This window comes from Phocaeicola sp. (assembly GCF_048170425.1).
GTDB lineage: Bacteria > Bacteroidota > Bacteroidia > Bacteroidales > Bacteroidaceae > Phocaeicola.
Genome location: NZ_DBEXBB010000338.1, coordinates 1 through 18,963 on the forward strand (window position 1 = coordinate 1; position 18,963 = coordinate 18,963).

The 18,963-nt window shown below is 50.4% G+C and carries 19 protein-coding genes; 5 read left to right on the forward strand and 14 right to left on the reverse strand.

Annotation, left to right across the window (positions count from 1 at the left end):
- Positions 1–203: 203 nt before the first annotated feature.
- From ACMJ0U_RS12770 to ACMJ0U_RS12835, 14 genes are all read right to left on the reverse strand, one after another.
- On the reverse strand, positions 204–1,355 hold the full coding sequence (locus ACMJ0U_RS12770) for a DUF6057 family protein (RefSeq protein WP_417130244.1): 1,152 nt from the start codon (positions 1,353–1,355) through the stop codon (positions 204–206).
- 11 nt (positions 1,356–1,366) lie between these two features.
- Positions 1,367–3,379, reverse strand: a complete 2,013-nt coding sequence (locus ACMJ0U_RS12775; protein ID WP_417130245.1) for an alpha amylase C-terminal domain-containing protein — start codon at positions 3,377–3,379, stop codon at positions 1,367–1,369.
- A gap of 18 nt (positions 3,380–3,397) precedes the next feature.
- Positions 3,398–3,841 (reverse strand): YhcH/YjgK/YiaL family protein, encoded by a 444-nt coding sequence (locus tag ACMJ0U_RS12780; RefSeq protein ID WP_417130247.1) that lies wholly within the window; start codon positions 3,839–3,841, stop codon positions 3,398–3,400.
- Positions 3,842–3,869: 28 nt separating this feature from the next.
- Positions 3,870–4,535: a DUF2461 domain-containing protein gene (locus ACMJ0U_RS12785; RefSeq protein ID WP_417130248.1), complete on the reverse strand. Its 666-nt coding sequence runs from the start codon at positions 4,533–4,535 to the stop codon at positions 3,870–3,872.
- Between the two features lie 73 nt (positions 4,536–4,608).
- Positions 4,609–5,391, reverse strand: a complete 783-nt coding sequence (locus ACMJ0U_RS12790; protein WP_417130259.1) for an inositol monophosphatase family protein — start codon at positions 5,389–5,391, stop codon at positions 4,609–4,611.
- On the reverse strand, positions 5,391–6,482 hold the full coding sequence (locus tag ACMJ0U_RS12795) for a phosphatidylinositol-4-phosphate 5-kinase (protein WP_417130260.1): 1,092 nt from the start codon (positions 6,480–6,482) through the stop codon (positions 5,391–5,393). The genes ACMJ0U_RS12790 and ACMJ0U_RS12795 overlap by 1 nt, the downstream gene beginning before the upstream one ends.
- Before the next feature lie 101 nt (positions 6,483–6,583).
- Complete coding sequence (locus ACMJ0U_RS12800; RefSeq protein WP_417130249.1) at positions 6,584–7,876, reverse strand: M16 family metallopeptidase; 1,293 nt, start codon at positions 7,874–7,876, stop codon at positions 6,584–6,586.
- Positions 7,873–8,634, reverse strand: a complete 762-nt coding sequence (gene kdsB, locus ACMJ0U_RS12805) for a 3-deoxy-manno-octulosonate cytidylyltransferase (RefSeq protein ID WP_022053556.1) — start codon at positions 8,632–8,634, stop codon at positions 7,873–7,875. Before kdsB ends, ACMJ0U_RS12800 begins: the two co-directional genes overlap by 4 nt.
- Before the next feature lie 68 nt (positions 8,635–8,702).
- Positions 8,703–9,356: a DUF4276 family protein gene (locus ACMJ0U_RS12810; protein ID WP_417130250.1), complete on the reverse strand. Its 654-nt coding sequence runs from the start codon at positions 9,354–9,356 to the stop codon at positions 8,703–8,705.
- On the reverse strand, positions 9,353–10,447 hold the full coding sequence (locus ACMJ0U_RS12815; protein ID WP_117747948.1) for an AAA family ATPase: 1,095 nt from the start codon (positions 10,445–10,447) through the stop codon (positions 9,353–9,355). The genes ACMJ0U_RS12810 and ACMJ0U_RS12815 overlap by 4 nt, the downstream gene beginning before the upstream one ends.
- 415 nt (positions 10,448–10,862) lie before the next feature.
- On the reverse strand, positions 10,863–11,363 hold the full coding sequence (locus ACMJ0U_RS12820; RefSeq protein ID WP_417130251.1) for an ECF transporter S component: 501 nt from the start codon (positions 11,361–11,363) through the stop codon (positions 10,863–10,865).
- Between the two features lie 9 nt (positions 11,364–11,372).
- Positions 11,373–11,819 (reverse strand): DUF1893 domain-containing protein, encoded by a 447-nt coding sequence (locus ACMJ0U_RS12825; protein WP_417130252.1) that lies wholly within the window; start codon positions 11,817–11,819, stop codon positions 11,373–11,375.
- Positions 11,819–13,192 (reverse strand): aldo/keto reductase, encoded by a 1,374-nt coding sequence (locus tag ACMJ0U_RS12830; protein WP_417130253.1) that lies wholly within the window; start codon positions 13,190–13,192, stop codon positions 11,819–11,821. The genes ACMJ0U_RS12825 and ACMJ0U_RS12830 overlap by 1 nt, the downstream gene beginning before the upstream one ends.
- 33 nt (positions 13,193–13,225) lie before the next feature.
- The gene (locus ACMJ0U_RS12835) at positions 13,226–14,737 is read right to left on the reverse strand and encodes a 4Fe-4S dicluster domain-containing protein (RefSeq protein WP_417130261.1); all 1,512 of its coding nucleotides are present in this window, start codon (positions 14,735–14,737) and stop codon (positions 13,226–13,228) included.
- Between the two features lie 267 nt (positions 14,738–15,004).
- Between ACMJ0U_RS12835 and ACMJ0U_RS12840 the strand changes: the two genes are divergently transcribed.
- The 5 genes from ACMJ0U_RS12840 to ACMJ0U_RS12860 all read left to right on the forward strand — a co-directional run bounded on the left by ACMJ0U_RS12840 (position 15,005) and on the right by ACMJ0U_RS12860 (position 18,944).
- Positions 15,005–16,498, forward strand: coding sequence for a succinate CoA transferase (locus ACMJ0U_RS12840; protein WP_417130254.1), 1,494 nt, complete (start codon positions 15,005–15,007; stop codon positions 16,496–16,498).
- Between the two features lie 2 nt (positions 16,499–16,500).
- Positions 16,501–17,415, forward strand: a complete 915-nt coding sequence (locus tag ACMJ0U_RS12845) for a ribonuclease Z (RefSeq protein WP_417130255.1) — start codon at positions 16,501–16,503, stop codon at positions 17,413–17,415.
- Positions 17,416–17,497: 82 nt separating this feature from the next.
- Entirely contained in the window at positions 17,498–18,049 is a 552-nt protein-coding gene (locus ACMJ0U_RS12850) for an RNA polymerase sigma factor (protein WP_417130256.1), read from the forward strand.
- 45 nt (positions 18,050–18,094) lie between these two features.
- Entirely contained in the window at positions 18,095–18,478 is a 384-nt protein-coding gene (locus ACMJ0U_RS12855; protein ID WP_417130257.1) for a hypothetical protein, read from the forward strand.
- Positions 18,479–18,485: 7 nt separating this feature from the next.
- Positions 18,486–18,944 carry a hypothetical protein gene (locus ACMJ0U_RS12860; RefSeq protein ID WP_417130258.1) on the forward strand — a complete coding sequence of 153 codons (459 nt, stop codon included), beginning with the start codon at positions 18,486–18,488 and terminating at the stop codon, positions 18,942–18,944.
- The last annotated feature ends 19 nt before the right edge of the window (positions 18,945–18,963 follow it).

The following is an 18,963-nucleotide window of genomic DNA, read 5'->3' on the forward strand; positions in this document are numbered from 1 at the left end:
TAGTCGGAGTATTTCCCCCGTTTTGGCTGCCAAACCTTATTTTCGGGGGAATACCTAAAGATACAAAAAAGCCAACTAATTCGCAATACTTTTTGTATGAATTAGTTGGCTAATTTTATACTATTTACTGAGTGTCCCAAAGTAAGAGAGGCTGCATTTCCCCGGCAGCCTCTCTTAATTTTATCCTACCCACAAATGCTTCTTTACTCCTGATAATCATAATACCACCAGTAGGTATCGCCAAACTCGCGACGCATACGGTTACGCTCTTCCAGAGGAGAGCCCTCTTTCTGCTGTAAAGTCTGATAAGCCTCGAAACGCCCTAACGTCAGACTGTCTGTACGGGAAGATACAGTGTCGTTACGCTGGACATGATACAGCACCAGAGCTTCCCTATAATAACGCGGCAGAGTGTCTTCCGGCAAATAGAAATCGGGAACGGCTTGCGCAAAAGTCTCCAAATTCTTTTCAAGCAGCAACGCAGAAAGGTAATAATCCAATGATGTGTATTTTCCAGTTCCCTTGTAGCAGATGTTGCGCAAAAACACCATACGGTCTTCTCCCGTATATGGACGTGCTCCTAATAGGTAATAAATGGAATCGTTCGTATAACGGAGCGTGTGCAGGGAATCCGTCTCAAAGAACAAACCATCGGAACGGTAATACTGAGGATAAGCAAACAGCTTGTCACCCATTTTTCCCAAATGCGACAAAGCTACAGCACGACAGACTGTCAGCGTACGGCTGGCCTCCAATGATTTTTCTCCTACACGGAGCACTTTATCATATTCTCCGGCACGCAGGTAATGTTCCGCCTCCAGTTCATGATGAAACTGCCTGTTGGTATTACCGGCACACACCGTCAGCAGGCACAAACCCAGCAAAATAGCCAGGTTACTGTTGACCAAGCCCCAGAGACTTCCTTCATGATTCAGCTGTACCCGGAAAAGTCCGCGCAGCCAATAACCGACACCCACAAACAGCAACACCAGTAAAGGCAACAGCCAGGTCCACGGAGTATGGTAGCCGGAAGTATATACCCCACGCCCCACATCCGTCAGGGCACAAAGCACCAGAAATGACGGTACATATGCCAAGGCACGCACCTTTCCTTTCAGCCCGAGCAGACTATTTACCCCCCAGCGCAACAACAGCAGAATCAAGGTAATTACCAACGCACTAGCCATTGGAGCAAAGGTAGTCTTCCCATGTGCCAGTGAAAAATGAAGTGCTTCCAGTACATCACGCTGGAACACGTAAAGATAAAGGAAACTAAATAGAGAAAAAAGAAGACCGCATACAGCAATCATGATGCGTGCAGTCTTCTTATAAAATGCATTTGTGTAATCACTCATACAATATCAATTCAATCTTTCACTCGTTTTAATACAACTGCAGAACGGGCCGGCACATACAGCTTCAGCCATTCTTTCTTGTCTTTTGCATAAAGCGGGTCGGCACAGGTGAAGTGGCGCAGACTGTCGTCTGAGAAGCCGAATCCACCAAACTGCTTGTTATCTGTGTTCAGTACCACATCGTAGGCACCTCTCGGTACGAGGAAGCCATAATCAGTAAACGAACGGGTCGGGTTGAAGTTGAACACAAATACTAAATCCTTACGGCGGTAAGCCAGAATCTGGTCACCATCGTTATGCCATACCTCGATGACATCCGATTTCTGGATATTCTTCACACTGCGAATCAACTTGACCATCGCCTCATCAAAGTCGCCCAGATAGTGATAACACAATTCCGGGTTATCCACCAGGTTCCACTGACGGCGTGCATACTTGTATGACCATCCGTTACCTTCACGCGGGAAGTCAATCCACTCCGGATGTCCGAACTCATTACCCATGAAGTTCAGGTAACCTCCGTTAATGGTAGACGCCGTGAGCAGACGAATCATCTTATGCAAAGCAATGCCTCGTTCCACCACTCCATTCTCGTCGCCAATCTTGAAATGCCAGTACATGTCGGCACCAATCAGACGGAAGATGATGGTCTTATCACCAACCAGTGCCTGGTCGTGGCTTTCGCAGTAAGAAATGGTCTTTTCATCCTTGCGGCGGTTGGTTACTTCCCAGAACAAGCTGGAAGGTTTCCAGTCTTCATCCTTACGTTCCTTGATAATCTTAATCCAGTAGTCAGGAATATTCATGGCCATACGGTAGTCGAAGCCGTAACCTCCGTCTTCGAACGGAGCAGCCAGTCCCGGCATACCCGATACTTCCTCGGCAATGGTAATGGCCTTCGGATTCACTTCATGAATCAGTCGGTTGGCCAGTGTCAGGTAGCAGATGGCATTGTCATCCTGATGTCCGTTGAAGTAGTCACCATAGTTACAGAAAGCCTCTCCCAGTCCGTGACTGTAGTAAAGCATAGAAGTCACCCCGTCGAAACGGAAACCGTCGAAATGGAACTCTTCCAGCCAGTACTTGCAGTTGGACAACAAGAAGTGAATCACCTCGTTCTTGCCATAGTCAAAGCAGAGCGAATCCCATGCCGGATGTTCACGACGTCCGCCCTGATAGAAATACTGGCAAGGATCACCGGCAAAGTTGCCCAAGCCTTCCACTTCATTCTTCACGGCATGTGAGTGTACGATATCCATAATCACGGCAATATTCATCTGGTGTGCCGTGTCGATAAGCTGTTTCAGTTCTTCCGGTGTTCCGAAGCGTGAAGAAGGAGCAAAGAAGCTGGACACATGATAGCCGAAACTTCCGTAATAAGGATGTTCCTGAATGGCCATAATCTGAATACAGTTGTATCCGTCCTTCGCAATTCTTGGCAGTACATTCTCACGGAATTCATTGTACGTACCAACCTTTTCCGCATCCTGTCCCATACCGATGTGGCATTCGTAAATCATCAGCGGAGCCACATTAGGCGTAAAGGTCTTTTTCTTGAACTTATACGGTTTCTCCGGATTCCATACCTGCGCACTGAAAATCTTGGTCTGTTCATCCTGCACTACGCGGGTAGCCCATGCCGGAATACGTTCACCGCATCCGCCTTCCCAGTACACTTTCAGCTTGTACAAGTCGCCATGCTTCATGGCCCTCTCCGGCAGATTGATTTCCCAATTGCCCGTCTTGCGCACACGCTTCATACGGAACGCCGGTTTCTCCTGCCAGTCGTTGAAATCGCCTATCAAATAAATATCAGTAGCATTGGGCGCCCATTCGCGGAAAGTCCATCCCTTATCGGTATGATGCAATCCGAAAAACATATGTCCGGTAGCAAAATCCGACAATGTCTTCTTTCCTACCAGTTCCTTTTCTTTTTCCACTGCATGCTGATGACGACCGTTAATAGCTCCAGCATATGGTTCCAGCCACGGATCATTCTTTATGATATTCAATACCTCATCCATAGTATTAGTTTTTTGAAGTTATTTGACACGAACTTTTACTATCACCTTTTTCACTCCATCGGGAGTCACCCCCGGCGCATGCGCGTCTTCCGGGAAGAAAATGGCAAACATACCCGGCTTCACGGTCAGGTAATCAGTAGCCAGCCCTTCATAGAAAGTTATATCCTTTTCTGCATTATATGCTGCCTCAGGTAAATCCGTACGAGGCATATAGCCCATCAACTCTACCCCCGACAATGGAATCTGGATGTCGATAAAATTATTGTGAGTTTCAATGCGTGCCTCTTCTTTTGTCTTCGGACGGGCATCCGCAAAGTTCACCATCAGTTCACCCTCTTTCAGCACTACTTTTCCAATTTCGTGCGCATGGAGGTCGGTTGACTTCAGAAAAGCCACTGCCTCTGCAAACAACGGATTCAGTGACACATATTTTTCCAAGTTTTCCAGTTTGTCAATAACCATATTCTTTCAGTTTTAAATCGTTAATATTTCATTCAAACTCATCTATCGTTTCATTTGTAAAATCGGCAAAGCGTTTCAGCTGGCGGAACACGTCGACAATCCGTTCCATCACATCCGGACGGGAAAAGAACTCATCTTCCACCCGATAACTCACCGTAAAATCCTTGCAACGGATGTACTGCGGATAAGGAAAATCCTTCGGAAATCCCTTGGGCACCGTCTTCAGATGCGCTTCGCCTACCACCGGAAAATACCGTTTGAAAGCCGGATCTTCCACGATGGCACGATACTCGTCAATGCGGTCGCACACCGACTGACGCACCGCCCGCAACATATCGGCAGGCATGCACCAGCTTCCTCCGGCCAGCATACAGTTACCCGGTTCCAGATGAAGATAATAACCACAGTGATTGGATTTCTTTCCCCTTGCATTGATATATCCTCCGATGTGGGTCTTATAAGGAGACTTGTCGGAAGAAAAACGGACATCCCGGCAGATGCGATACGTGCAGTCACGCGGAAGGACGTGCGCCACACTTTCATCCCATGGCGAAAGGCGGGCAATCACCCCTGCCAGCAACTCCTCGAAGTCTGCCTGCACACTCAAATATTCCGCTTTATGTTCCTGAAACCACTCCCGGTTGTTGTTTGCCGCCAATACTTTCAGGAAATCCAATATGCCCGGTATATCCATATTCTTTACTTTTGAGTCACACAAACTTACGAAATTAATTCTTATCTGTCGAATAAAACGATATTTTTTTACATTATCCCAGCAGATTCAACAGAAAATCGTGCACCTTTCCGTTGGAAGCCACCACTTCGCGGCCGGAATAGCATGAATCACCCCCGGAAAAGTCGGTCACCCTTCCTCCGGCATTCTGTACCAGCAGGATACCTGCCGCCACATCCCACGGACAAGTGAAGGCTTCGGCACGCGCTTCAAAACGCCCGTCGGCCACGTAACACATCTCGGCTGCTGCCGCACCGACCACCCGAATGCCTGCCACATGCCCGTAGCAGCCTTCTATCAGGCGATTGAACACCGGCTTGTAAGCTTCCGTTTCATACGGAAGGCCGAAAGCCATAAACGATTCATCGGGAGCTTCTACCTGCGACACACGGATTTGCCGGTCGTTACAGAAAGAAGGCACCCCCTTGTAAGTCCAGAAACACTCATCGCGGCACACTTCATAGACTACCCCTAACAAGATTTCCTCACGGTTACGCAAGGCAATGCTCACACAATAAGGAGCATGGTTGTGAATGAAGTTGGTTGTACCGTCCAGCGGGTCGACCAGCCAGCAGTACTCCTCGTCGGTGTGAGTTCCACTCCCCTCTTCTGCAATAAAACCTGCCCCGGGAAGCAATTCCCGCAGACAGGCTACTATTCTTCGTTCCGATTCCTTGTCGACATACGACACATAATCGTGTGCGTGCTTCTTCTCAATCCGCTCACGGCTAAACTTCTTCCGTTCCTCGCGGATAAAAGCGCCCGTGGCTACAGCCAGTTCACGCACCTTCAAAGTCAGTTCGGATAGTTCCATGATTATTTCTTCTCCTCCAATAAACGTCCGTATCTGAAAGTTCCTTTACGGATTACATTGCCGTTAGTGTCCATTTCGACAAATGGGCCGTCTTTCTTTCCCTGCTTGAAGAAACCTTCAAAGCGAGTGCCGTCCTTTTCAATCAGCACCCCCTTCCCTTCTTCCTTTCCACGGACAAATCCACCCGTATAGACAGATCCGTCGGCCATGCGAAGCACGCCTTCTCCATCTGCCATGTTGTTCTTCCACTGGCCTTCGTATTCATCGCCGTTGGCCCACTTGTATTTTCCGGTACCCGAGCGCTGGTTCTTCGACCACTGCCCGTCGTACACCGCTCCGTTGGCCCAGGTAAAGGTACCTTGTCCCTCCTGGCGGCCATTCAAAAAACGGCCCACGTATTTATCACCATTCGGATAAGTATAAATACCTTTCCCTGTACGCTCTCCGTTGGCATAGTCCCCCTCATAGCGTTCACCGTTCTGGAAATAATAAATACCTTTCCCGTCCTGCACATCGTCTTTCCAGTCGCCCACGTACTTGTCGCCGTTGGTATAATAGAAAGTACCTTTTCCGTGACGCATACCGTCCTTCCATTCACCTTCATACTTCGACTTGTCGTCCCACACCATGGTTCCCCTGCCGTTCTTCAGGTCATTCTTCCATTCACCCGTGTAGACCGCCCCGCCTTTCCAGGTGTAGGTGCCCTGTCCGTTACGCTTGTCATGATGCCAGGTTCCGGTATATAAATCCCCGTTATAATAGGTCATCGTACCCTCCCCTTCCTGATAGTCGGTGTACCACATCCCCTCATAGCGGTTGTTGTTCATGAAATAATATGTTCCCTTGCCGTGCTGCTGGTCTTCGAACCACTCTCCCACATACTTTTCTCCGTCGCTGAAAGTGTAGGTTCCTTCACCCTGGCGTTTTCCCTTCACGTATTCACCTTCGTACACGTCGCCATTGCGGAATACAGTCTTTCCTTTTCCATTCGGACGACGTCCTTTCAGTTCACCGGTATATTCCGAACCATCCTTAAACTGATAGTATCCCAAAGACAACTGAGCCGAAGCCGATACCGAGCTGAATGCCAGCAGGGCAAATAAAAATAATGTATGTTTGTTCTTTCCCACGTTCTTAGTCTCTTTTTTAATTTCGTTCAAAAATAATCTTTTTACTTTTGCACGAGCCGGAAGGTTTATACTTTTTTACCTGCCACTACCTCTATTAAGTTTTCTTTGCAGAAATAGCGCTGAGACAGTAAAAGCAACTCATCAGAAGTCACCTCACGGATGGCCGCCAGTGAAGCATCGAAAAAGTCGGGTTTCAGTCCGGCCGTTTCGATGAATATCCAGGCATCTGAAAGAGAAAATGCCCCCTCGTACGAACGACACATATCCCCCAGCATGTAGTTGCGCACCATTTCCAGTTCTTCTGCCGGCACTTTGTCCTGACGCAGACGGTCCATTTCATGGTACACTTCCGTTATGACAGACTCCATGTATTCATTGGCCGCCTCCGTACTCACCACCAGCAGGCTCGTGCCCGGATAAGACACCAGTCCGGCCCCGATGCCGTAAGTATACCCCTTATCCTCACGGATGTTCGACATCAGACGACTGCCGAAATACCCTCCGAACAACGTGACCAGCACGCGCAGTTTCAGGTAATCAGGGTGCTTGCGGTCGAGTGAGAAACCACCCATGCGGAGCGAACTCTGCAAGGCATCCTCTTTCTCCACGTGAATCCGTTTGCGGGCATCCTTCACGATGTCCCACGTGCGTTCCACCTTCTCTGCCGTACAATTTCCCCAGGGCGCCTCTCCCCAGTGACGTTCGATGCAGCGCACCACTTCAGGCGTTACCTTGCCCGACACGTACATGGAGCAGTTGCCCGAATGATAGTGACGATGATAGAAATCCTTCAGCGCCTCCACCTGAATGCGTTCATAATCCTCCAGTTCGGCATAGCGCCCCAACGGATGCGAAGTACCGAAAAGCGAACGGTTCAGTTGCTTGCGAGCCAATACGTCCACCCGCTGGTTGTTCACCAGGAACTGCTGGCGGTTGATGTCACAGATAATGCGGAACTGCTCTTCCGGAAACACAGACTCCTTCACCAGTCCGGCCACAATCTCCATGGTGCGGTCCAAGTACTTCGTCAGTGTATACAGCGTCACAAATCCACAGTTCACAGAAGAAGAAAGGTCGAGCCACGCCCCGTAATAATCCAGCCGTTCAGCAATCTCACCCGATGTCATGCGTACCGTTCCCTCACGCAGCATGCGGTTGGTAAACACGGCCTGAAGCGGCTGCGACTGGTCGAGCTGCCCGCTCCGCACCAGCAGGTCGAAACGAATCACGTCCTCGTTTCCGGCCGAAAGCATATACAGCGGCATGCCGTTCTTCATACGGTGCAACTCCGGCTGCAAGATGGAGAAATGCTCCAGCTGACGGATGGCAGGCGCCACACTACGGTCGAGCTGCGTCATAGTGCCTCCTGCTGATTGCGCAGAAACTCTTCGGCCCGTGCCAGATCCTGCGGCGTGTCAATACCGATGGTCTCCACTTCGCTGATGCCCACCTTGATGGAATAGCCGTTCTCCAGCCAGCGCAACTGCTCCAGCGATTCGGCCAGTTCGAGCGACGACTGCGGAAGAGATGTAATCTCCTTCAACACCGGAGCGCGGTAGGCATAGAGTCCGATATGTTTGTAATACGTATGTCCGGCCAGCCATTCCTTCTTGTCGCGGTTACGCTGGTAAGGAATGATGGAACGGCTGAAATAGAGCGCCTTCATCTCCTTGTTCACCACCACCTTGGGCGAGTTCACGTTTTCCAGCGCATCAAATCCGTCGGAAGGCGTAAACGGTTTCACAAGTGTGGCAATCTGTGTAGACGCATCGTCAAAGCAAGCCTTCACGGCTTCCAGCTGCGAACGCTGGATAAACGGTTCATCGCCCTGAATGTTTACCACCACGTCATAGCCGCTGCCCACCTTGCAGTAAGCCTCATAGCAACGGTCGGTCCCACTCTTATGGTCGACCGACGTCATTACCACCTTTCCACCGAAGGCCTTTACAGCCGCTTCGATGCGTTCGTCGTCGGTAGCCACGTAAGCTTCGTCCAGCACACCGGCCACTTGTTCATAAACTCTTTGTATCACGGGTTTGCCTCCCAGTAGTGCCAAAGGTTTGGCGGGGAAGCGTGTGGATGCATATCTTGCAGGAATAATTCCAATAAATTTCATGGTTATTGTATTTGGGTTATACTTCGCAAATGTACGAATAAAAAGTGACAAACAGAAAAATGAACTTGCTATTCAGCCCTCTCAATGATTGTCTTTATCCATTCCGCAAACCGAGGACATTTCTCCAAGATAGATTTTATCCCGATTTCCAATGCCATCAGGTTTCCTTCCAGCACTTTGTTGTAGTCAGACTTTATAGCCAGCAATCTTTTGGAGGGAGCCCCTTCAGGAGAGGTATTGATATCTTCGGGATTGTCGTAGGATGAAATGATAGAAGCAGTCTTTGCTGCGAGTTCTTCCGAAAAATAGTACTCAAAACCTTTGTTACTGGAAAACAGCAAAGCCTCAAATTCGTGCAACTGTATGTAAGAGAAAAAACGACGGTCGTCTATAGCCTCATCGATTGCCGCTTCCAACGACCGTATTTGCTCCATTTTATTCGGCTTCTTCATGCAGTCCTCATAATGGGGCATGTCGTGGGGAAGTCTGAAAAAATCAATAAAGGTAGTTACAATATAATCGCTTTTTTCGGACATCAGAAGAGGCTTGATCGTGTTTGCCAGATGTGAGTAGCTCACCATTCCTCCCCGACCTGTCCTGCTTGTCCGAACCAAGACAGGCGTAACGCTCAATATACCAAATTCTTGCAAATAGGGAGAAATGACCGAGTTGACAAACTCTTGCTCCGTCTGCCCTTCGACGACAATGTACACACGTTTCATAACTGCCCTCCTATCATGTTTTTCTCCCACAAATCACTGAGAGACAATTCGTAATCGTCCATCCATTTTTCCAGCTCTTCCCGTTCCAGATGACGAAAAACCGATTGGTTGTCTGCCCTGTCCACCACAATAATGTCTTCCACCTCAAAGCAATTGACCAGATTGGTGGACTGAGTAGACAAAATAATCTGGCTTTTGAGCGAAGCCTGCTTGACAAGTTGGGCCAGTTTATTGATAGCGGCCGGATGCAAACCCAATTCAGGTTCATCAATAATTATCACTTCCGGCATCTTGGACTGCAACAGTAAGGTTGTAAGGGCTATAAAACGCAAAGTACCGTCCGAAAAGCTATAACCATCGAGGTACATATCTGTATCCCTCTCCTCCCATTCCAGACGAATTCTTTCCTTGTTGTTGGCATCCGGACGGAGCTTGAAGCCCTTGAAATAAGGAGCAATGGAACGTATCACACCCTCTATCAAGCGGAATGTCTTTTCATCGTTCAGCATCAATGAATACAGATATGCGGCAAGGTTGGAGCCGTTATCACGCAAATATTCGTTGTCGTTAATCGGGCAATCTCCACGCATGGGAGAAGTGGCACTGGTATCGTGAAAATGATAGACTGTAAAGCTACCTAAATACTTTCTCAAGTACGCAGCCCTCCATCTTTTATTATCCTTCAAAGAGGATTCTTCTACGGCAGAATCCCAAATCGTTCTGTTCCACTGTGAATAATCCTTTCCCGGCTTATGACAGTTATTAAAAAAATCTCCCGTTTTTTCAATATAGCCTTTGTTCGATTGCGATGGTTTAATCTCAAAGAAAAAAGCATTTGTATTGTCAAAATCAATCAATCCCTGGATAGACGGCGATACTTTTCTTCCCTGACGCAGCAAGTTATCAATCCCCCCTTTAGACAAGGTATAACTGCCAAAGCGTTGCTCATATATTGCCTTGGTCAATTCAAAGAATGAAATGAAATTACTTTTTCCAGCTCCGTTTGAACCGATTAACACATTCAGTCGATTCAAAGGCAGCGACAAGTCTTTAATGGACTTGTAATTCTCAATCAAAACTTGCTCTATCATATTCTATCTTAAATTCCGCTTTACCATTAACAAGCACTGTCTCTACCGGTTTTCTGTATATTTCCAGTTAAGGCTGTACCTGCGCATACGCTTCTATCCTTCATCCTGATTCAGATAGTTACGTAATATGCAAAATTAGAAAACTTTCTCAAAAGCCTTACAACAATCATCCTTTTTATTGAAAACGTACAACCAAATTCAGTACTTCCAAAACTTTTTTCTTCTAGTAATAATGACCCATAAAAAACGCAAGTGCATCCAAAACAAAACGCCTTTGCGTTTCAAACCAAACGCAAGTACGTTTTAAGTAAAACGCAAGGGCGTTTCATCTTAAACGTAAAAGCGTTTTTGTCCAAACACAAAGGCGTTTTTCAGAGGATTTTCACACCTCTGAAAATCAAACAATTACATTTTCTTAAATTTTACGGATAACCCAGTATCCTCCCACTACCTGCAAGAGCATTCCGGGAATACCGATGCGGAAATCCTGCAAGGCGGTGAACAAGCTGCCGGAAAGTGCCCACTCACCTAACGTACCAGCCAGCTGATAGAACAGCACCACGCCTAACAGCAATGGCAAGGTGACTTTCTGAAAGCGGGCTGCCACCAGACCGGCACCCACAGCCAACAGCACGGATTTCAGCAGGATGGCAGGCAGCACGGCAGGTGCAGGCATGCCGAAACACCACGAGTTGAGCAACGGCGAGAGTACGGCCGTCAGCAGTCCGGCCTTCCAGCCGTATTTATAGGCTCCTACCAGTGTGAAGAAATAAATGGGCAGCCAGGTGACTCCTCCCTGCGGCACCAGGTGAAAAAGCTGGGGCAGGACAATGTTTCCGGCCACAAACAACAGGGCGGTGACGTAGGTCTTCACGCGACTGTATCCCAATGTGTAAAGTTTTACGGTTGTTTCCATGTGTATTCGTTATTTTTCTGAGATTGTTTTTTCTTTTTCTCCGGCTTCACGCATGCGGTGTACAAAGTCTTCAATCACGGGATAGAGTTCCACGGGATTGTCCGACACGTCGCAAAGGGTTTCCAGCGGACACCGTCCTGTGCGGGTGCGGTTGATGATGCAGGGCACTTCTTCGGCATAGGCCACCTCTACCCCTCCTTTCCGGAGCAAGGCGAGTGCAGGGGTGCTGACCACCCGGGTCCATACGCGGGACACGCCGCCCAATACCATCAGGACGGCTGCTCCCTTTCCGATGACTTTATCGGCCAGCCAGGCTCCTTTCAGGAAGGCGCGGTCGGTGGCATACAGGTCGTACAGGTCGGCCACGCCCCGACGGGAGAACGTGCGGGTTTCTTCGCCCTGACGCACCACGCAGGAATAGCGTCCTTCGTTCAGCAAGCGTATCAATTCGTCCATCACAGTGTTTCCTGTTTCAGTTGTTCCACGTAGGCATCAATGCGGTGAAGCTCTTTCGGAATGTCGATGGACTGCGGGCAGTGCGGATTACATTGTCCGCAACCGATACAGTGACTGGCCTGACGGAGTTTCGGCACGCTGCGGTCGTAACCCACCAGGAAGGCACGGCGGGCCTTCACGTAATTCTCGTCCATGCGGTCTTTCGGCATGTTGCCCTCGTTCACGCACTTGTTGTAATGTACCAGCACGCCGGGGATGTCGATGCCATACGGGCAGGGCATGCAGTATTTACAGTCGTTGCAGGGCACGGTGGGATATTTCTGCATCAGGTCGGCCGTATCGAGCAGGAACTGGTTTTCCTCGTCGGTAAGCGGCACCAGCGGAGAATACGTGCGGAGGTTGTCTTGCAGATGCTCCATGTAGGTCATGCCACTGAGTACGGTGAGCACCTTTTCCGGCGTACCGGCAAAGCGGAAGGCCCACGATGCCACACTGCCCTCGGGATTGCGTTCTTTCAGGCGGCTGAAGATGTGGTCGGGAATGTTCGACAAGCGTCCGCCTAACAGCGGTTCCATCACCACTACCGGAATGTTCTTGCTGCTCACCTGCTCGTACAGGTAGTCGGCATTCACGTTACGTCCCGATGCGTGCTGCCAGTCGGAATAGTTCAACTGAATCTGCACGAAGTCCCAGTGCACCTGGTCGTGCATGGCCAGTGCCCGGTCGAATTCCTCTTTTGTGCCGTGGAACGACCAGCCCAGGCGGCGGATACGTCCGGCCTCACGCTCCTTGAGCAGGAAGTCGAGCAGACCGTTGTCAAGGAAACGGCCCTGCAACCCGCTTTTTCCGGGAGCACCCAGCATGTGCAGCAGGTAATAGTCGATGTAGTCCACCTGCAGGTTCTTCAGCGAGTTGTGGTACATCTTCACCCCGAAATCATAGTCGGAATTGGAGAAGTTCGACATTTTGGTGGCGATGAAGAACTTGTCGCGCGGATGACGCTTCAAGGCGATACCCGTCGATTTTTCCGACCAGCCCTGCACATAGACCGGAGCCGTGTCAAAATAGTTCACGCCATGTTCGATGGCATAATCCACCAGCCGGTTCACTTCTTCCTGATCGATGACGTTGCCGTCGCCACCCGGAGCCGGAAGTGTAGGCCAGCGCATACAGCCATAACCCAGCAGCGACACCTTATCTTCGTTGGGAGGGAACTGGCGGTAGGTCATCTTGCCGACGGGCACTTGCGTAGTGCTTTCGCCGGCTTTTTTCTTGTCGGGCGTACAACCGTAGAAAGCCGCGGTGGCTCCCACCGTACTGATGCCGACTATTTTAAGGAAATCTCTTCGATTCATCTGTTTTTTCTCGTCCATTCTCTTTCTATATATAAAGGTAAGACAATCCGATTAAAGTACACGATGGCGTTCATGGCCTTCCACGTAAATGGCACTCAGCGGACGGGCCGGACACAGGTTCTCGCAGGCTCCGCAACCGATGCAGCGTGCTTCGTTCACTGCCGGAATCTTCAGTGAATCGGGGTTCGACGGGTCGGACGGGACCATGGTGATGGCGTTCACCGGACAATGGCGGGCGCAGTTGCCGCACTCCTGCTTGTCGGTAAGCGGAATACACAAGTCTTTTACCCACACGGCATGACCAATCTGGATAGAAGACTTCTCTGCCTTGTCAATCTTATGAATAGCTCCGGCGGGACATACTTCGGAACAGCGCGTACACTCCGGACGGCAGTAGCCGCGTTCGTACGACATGTAAGGCTGCATGAAAGTATCCAGCGAGTGAGAAGGACGGAGCACCTCGTTCGGACAAGCCGACACGCAAAGCTGGCAGGCCGTGCAATGCGACTGCAGATGGCGGAGTCCGCGTGCGCCCGGAGGCACAATCGGAGTTTGGCGTACCGGCTCTTTCTTGTCCACGATGTCGGCCAGTCCGCCGTCCATCTTGATGGCCTCGGCCTTCTTGGCTACCTGCGCTTTCAGCACCGAACCGGCCAGCAGCAAGGAACCGGCCAGGAACTCGCGTCGTCCGGCGGTACGGTCGGCCGTTTCCGGTGCCGGAGCTTCGGCCTTTTCCGCTTTCTTTCCGTAGGCAAACCGATAGCCGATGGCTCCCTTATGGCATTTGTCCAGACAGTCCATGCAAGCCACACAGCGGCTGCCGTCCACCGCATGGTTCTTCACATCAATACAGGCAGCCTTGCAGTTGCGGGCACAAAGCGTACAGCCGTTGCATTTCTCCTTGTCAATCGTGATGCGGAACAAGGCAAAGCGGGCGAAGAATCCCAGCACGGTGCCCACCGGACAGATGGTATTACAATAGGTACGTCCGTTGCGTGCCGCCAGCACCACTACCAGTACCAGCATGACCGCTGCCACTATCAGCACCGGCAGACTCTTGAGCCAGACATCCACCGAATAAAAGGCATAGCTGTCCATGCGTTCGGCCATAGAAGCCAGCAGGTTGTTTCCCCACATCCACAAAGGCTGCAGGAAACTGTGTGCCGCACGGCCATACACGGCATACGGGTCGAGCAAGGCTACCAGGGCATGCACTCCCAACAGCATCGCCAGCACGAACACCGCCAGCACACCGTAGCGCAGCCAGCTTTTCGGCTTGGAATACGTGTAGGGCATCTTCTTGCGTCCCCGGCCCAGACGAGCCACCACGTCCTGAAACACGCCCAGCGGACAAATGACCGAACAGTACACCCTGCCCGCTATCAGCGTAAGCAATATCAAACACACGATTACTCCGGCATTCAATGCCAACAGGGCCGGAAGGAACTGTATCTTCGCCGTCCAGCCGAGCCATGCATGAAGCACGCCCGTAAAATCGACGAATAACAGCGTCACGAATACCAGGCACAGCATCCCCAGCGTGAGCCTGACTTTTCTCAGCATATTCACAGTAAAAGCAATTTTAGTTAGTTATTATATTCTTTCTATCACGTCTGCGTGGTAAGTCCTCACAAAAATAAGAGGAATTGCGTTTCGAAGAGTCTTTTTGCACAGTTTTTTACCACAAATAGTATAAATATTGGATTAATTTACGCAAAACGGCCATGTTTCCGGGCTCAGAACAGAAAAAGTGTCAGAAACATTGGTTATCTGAAGTACAAATTCTAATTTTGCCTGACTATTACCTAACAAAAGAACAGCAGTTACAATATGACATACGCATTTATTACGGCAGCCGAAGCCGCTGCCACCATTCATCATGGGGATACCGTCGGCATCGGCGGGTTTTCATCGGTAGGTACACCGAAAGCCGTGCCGGAAGCACTGGCTGCCTACGCAGAAGCACAGCATGCACAGGGGAAAGAATTCAAGATAGGCCTCATCACGGGCGGTGCCACGGGCAATCAGGTAGACAGCGCGCTGGTCAAGGCTCACGCCGTATCGTTCCGTACACCTTTCCAGTCGAACAAGGACATGCGCGAATCCATCAACCAGCATGAGGTGCAGTACTTTGACCTCCACCTGTCGCAAATCGGACAGGACGTGCGCTACGGTTTTCTGGGGAAAATCCACGTAGCCATCGTAGAAGCGTCCGACCTGACGGACGACGGAGAAATCATCCTGAGCACTTCCGTTGGTATCTCGCCCACCCTGCTCCAGATGGCCGAACGGGTTATCATCGAGCTGAATGAAGCGCATACGGGGAAACTCACCGACATGCACGACATCTATATTCCGGCCAACCCGCCTTACCGGACAGAGATTCCGGTGTATCACGTGAACGACCGCGCCGGACATGTCAGCGTGAAAATCGACCCGAAAAAGATTACGGGAGTGGTACGCACGAATGCCCGCGACCACATCGCTGCCTTTACGCCGCAAAATGAAACAACCCTGCAAATCGGACATAACGTGGCTGCCTTCCTGCTGCACGAATGGAAGCACGGAGCCATCCCCAAGGAGTTCCTTCCCCTGCAGTCGGGAGTGGGCAACATTGCCAATGCCGTACTGGGTGCACTGGGCGACGACCCGAACCTTCCGGCCTTTTCCATGTTTACGGAGGTGATACAGAACTCCGTCATCGACCTGATGATGAAAGACCGCATCCGCTTTGCTGCCGGCAGCTCGCTCACCCTGTCGGAAGACCGTCTGGACACGATGTACGAGCACATCGACACCTTCCGCGAACGCATCCTGCTGCGCCCGCAGGAAATCACCAACCATCCGGAAATGATTCGCCGCCTGGGGATTATTGCGGTAAACACAGCCCTTGAAGCCGACATTTTCGGCAACGTGAACAGTACGCACGTATCGGGCAGCAAGATTATGAATGGAATTGGAGGCTCGGGAGATTTTGCCAGAAACGCATATTTGTCTATCTTTACCACCCCGTCGGTGGCCAAGGACGGACTGATTTCGTCTATCGTGCCCCAAGTATCCCACGTGGACAGTACGGAACACGACGTACGCATCCTCGTGACGGAACAGGGCGTGGCCGACTTGCGTGGCAAATCGCCTTCGCAACGTGCCCGCTGCATCATTGAGAACTGCGCGCATCCGGACTACAAGCAACTGTTGTGGGACTACCTGAAACTTTCGGAAGGAAAGTCCTGCCACACGCCGATGTCGCTGCGCAACGCCTTCAAGATGCATATAGCGTACGCCGAGACGGGTGACATGCGAAACACCCAATTTGAATCATAAGAATGGAAAAATTCGACATACACATCCTGGGATGCGGTTCAGCCCTGCCCACTACCCGCCATCAGGCGACCTCGCAGGTGCTCAACATCCGCGAGAAACTGTTCATGATTGACTGCGGCGAAGGGGCACAGGTGCAGCTCCGCCGCGCCAAACTGAAATTCAGCCGGCTGAACCACATCTTCATTTCTCACCTCCACGGCGACCATTGCTTCGGACTGATGGGACTGATTTCCACCTTCGGCATGCTGGAACGTACTGCCGACCTGCACATTCATGCCCATGCCGACCTGCAACGCCTGCTGGAGCCTCAACTGGAATTTTTCTGCAAGGGAATGCCCTATCAGGTGGTGTTCCACCCCTTCAACCCCGGCGAACGTACCGTCATTTACGACGACCGCTCCGTCAGCGTGGAAACCATTCCCCTGCGTCATCGTCTGCCCACCTGCGGTTTCCTCTTCCGCGAGAAGCCGACACCGAACCACATCCGGCGCGACATGATTGACTTCTATGGCATCCCCATCTGCATGATGAACCGCATCAAGAACGGAGAGGACTACACGCTGGAAGACGGCAGGGTGATTCCCAACTCAGAACTGACTACTCCCTCCGACCCTCCCCGTGCGTATGCCTATTGCTCGGATACCGTCTACCTGCCCCGCATCGCGGAACAAGTGACCGGAGTAGATTTGCTGTTCCATGAAGCCACCTTTACTGAGAGTGAAGCCGTCCGTGCCAAACAGACCCTGCACTCCACCGCCGCACAGGCCGCCCGTATTGCCAGGGACGCACAGGTGAAACGCCTGCTCATCGGACACTTCTCCGCCCGCTATGAAGACGAGAAGGCCCTGCTCGAAGAAGCACGTGCCGTCTTCCCTGATACCCTGGCCGCAGACGAGGGACTGAAAATCTCGCTCTGAGAAGTTAAAGAAAACTAACCCTATTAAACCGAACCAACGGATTGTCGTCTTACAAAGCAATGATGACGAACCCGAACACGCCATGAACAATTATAACGAAAAAGAAACCATATTGATGCTTCAGGACCCGTCGACCCAGCGAAAAGCATTCGAACGGATTGTGAAGGCCTACAGCGAACAGCTGTACTGGCAGATACGGCGTATGGTGGTTTCGCACGACGATGCCAACGACTTGTTGCAGAACACGTTCATCAAGGCCTGGACCAACCTGGACTACTTTCGGGGAGAGGCCAAGCTTTCCACGTGGCTCTACCGCATCGCCTTCAACGAATGTCTGAACTTCCTGAACAAGCAGCGCGCCGAAAACCAGCTGTCCATCGACGATGCCGATGCAGCTCTGGCAAACAAACTGGAAAGCGACCCTTATTTCAACGGCGACGAAACACAAAGGCTTTTTCAGAAGGCTATTCTGCAACTGCCCGAAAAACAACGCATCATCTTCAACCTGAAATATTTTCAGGAAATGAAATACGAAGACATGTCGGAAATTCTGGGCACCAGCGTAGGCGCACTGAAGGCATCCTACCATCATGCCGTCAAAAAAATAGAAGATTTTTTTCACCAACATGATTAAACCTTTTTTACAAATTCGAATCTAACTTCCAAAGGAGGCAACAATATGAAAAAGGAAGAAACTGACTTATTAAAGAGATGTGGAACCGAGAACCCGTTCACAGTGCCGGAAGGTTACTTTGCAAACTTCACGGAACAGCTGATGGACAAGCTTCCGGAACAAGAAATACAGCCGGCACCTAAACTGACTCTATGGACCCGTGTCAAACCCTGGGTATACATGGCTGCCATGTTCTGCGGCCTGATGCTCAGCGTGCGGATGTTCGTGGGTGAAAAAGAAGCACAATCACCTGCCGCCGGCACTATGGGTGACATGGAATTTTCAGAAGTGCCCGATGAATACATCGACCCCATTGTCGACCAGACCATGATGGACGACTATACTCTATACGAGTATCTCACTGATGCAGATACGGAAATTTATAAATAAACCAACCATGATAAAAAGAACTTTTTATGCCCTGACTCTCCTGCTCATCTTGTGTGTGAGCGGCCTTCAGGCACAGAATACCAAATTCAGCAAAGAAGAATTCCGCAACCGCCAGAAAGAGTTTTTCATTCAGCAGGCGGGGTTGAACAGCGACGAAGCACAAAAATTCTTCCCTCTCTATTTTGAACTGCAAGACAAGAAACAGGCGTACAACAAAGAGGCGTGGCAGAAACTGCGTCAAGGCAAGAATCCCAATACCACAGAAACGGAATATGGCAAAATCGTGGAAGATGTAGTTCAAGCACGTATTGCAGCCGATGAACTGGAACTGGAATATGTGCGGAAATACAAACAATTCCTTCCGGCCAAGAAAATCTATCTGTTGCAAAAAGCCGAAATGCGCTTCCACAGAGAACTGCTAAAAGGGTTCAAACACGGTCAGAAAGGTCCGGAAAAGAAAAAATAAAGGATACGGATAGATTTTT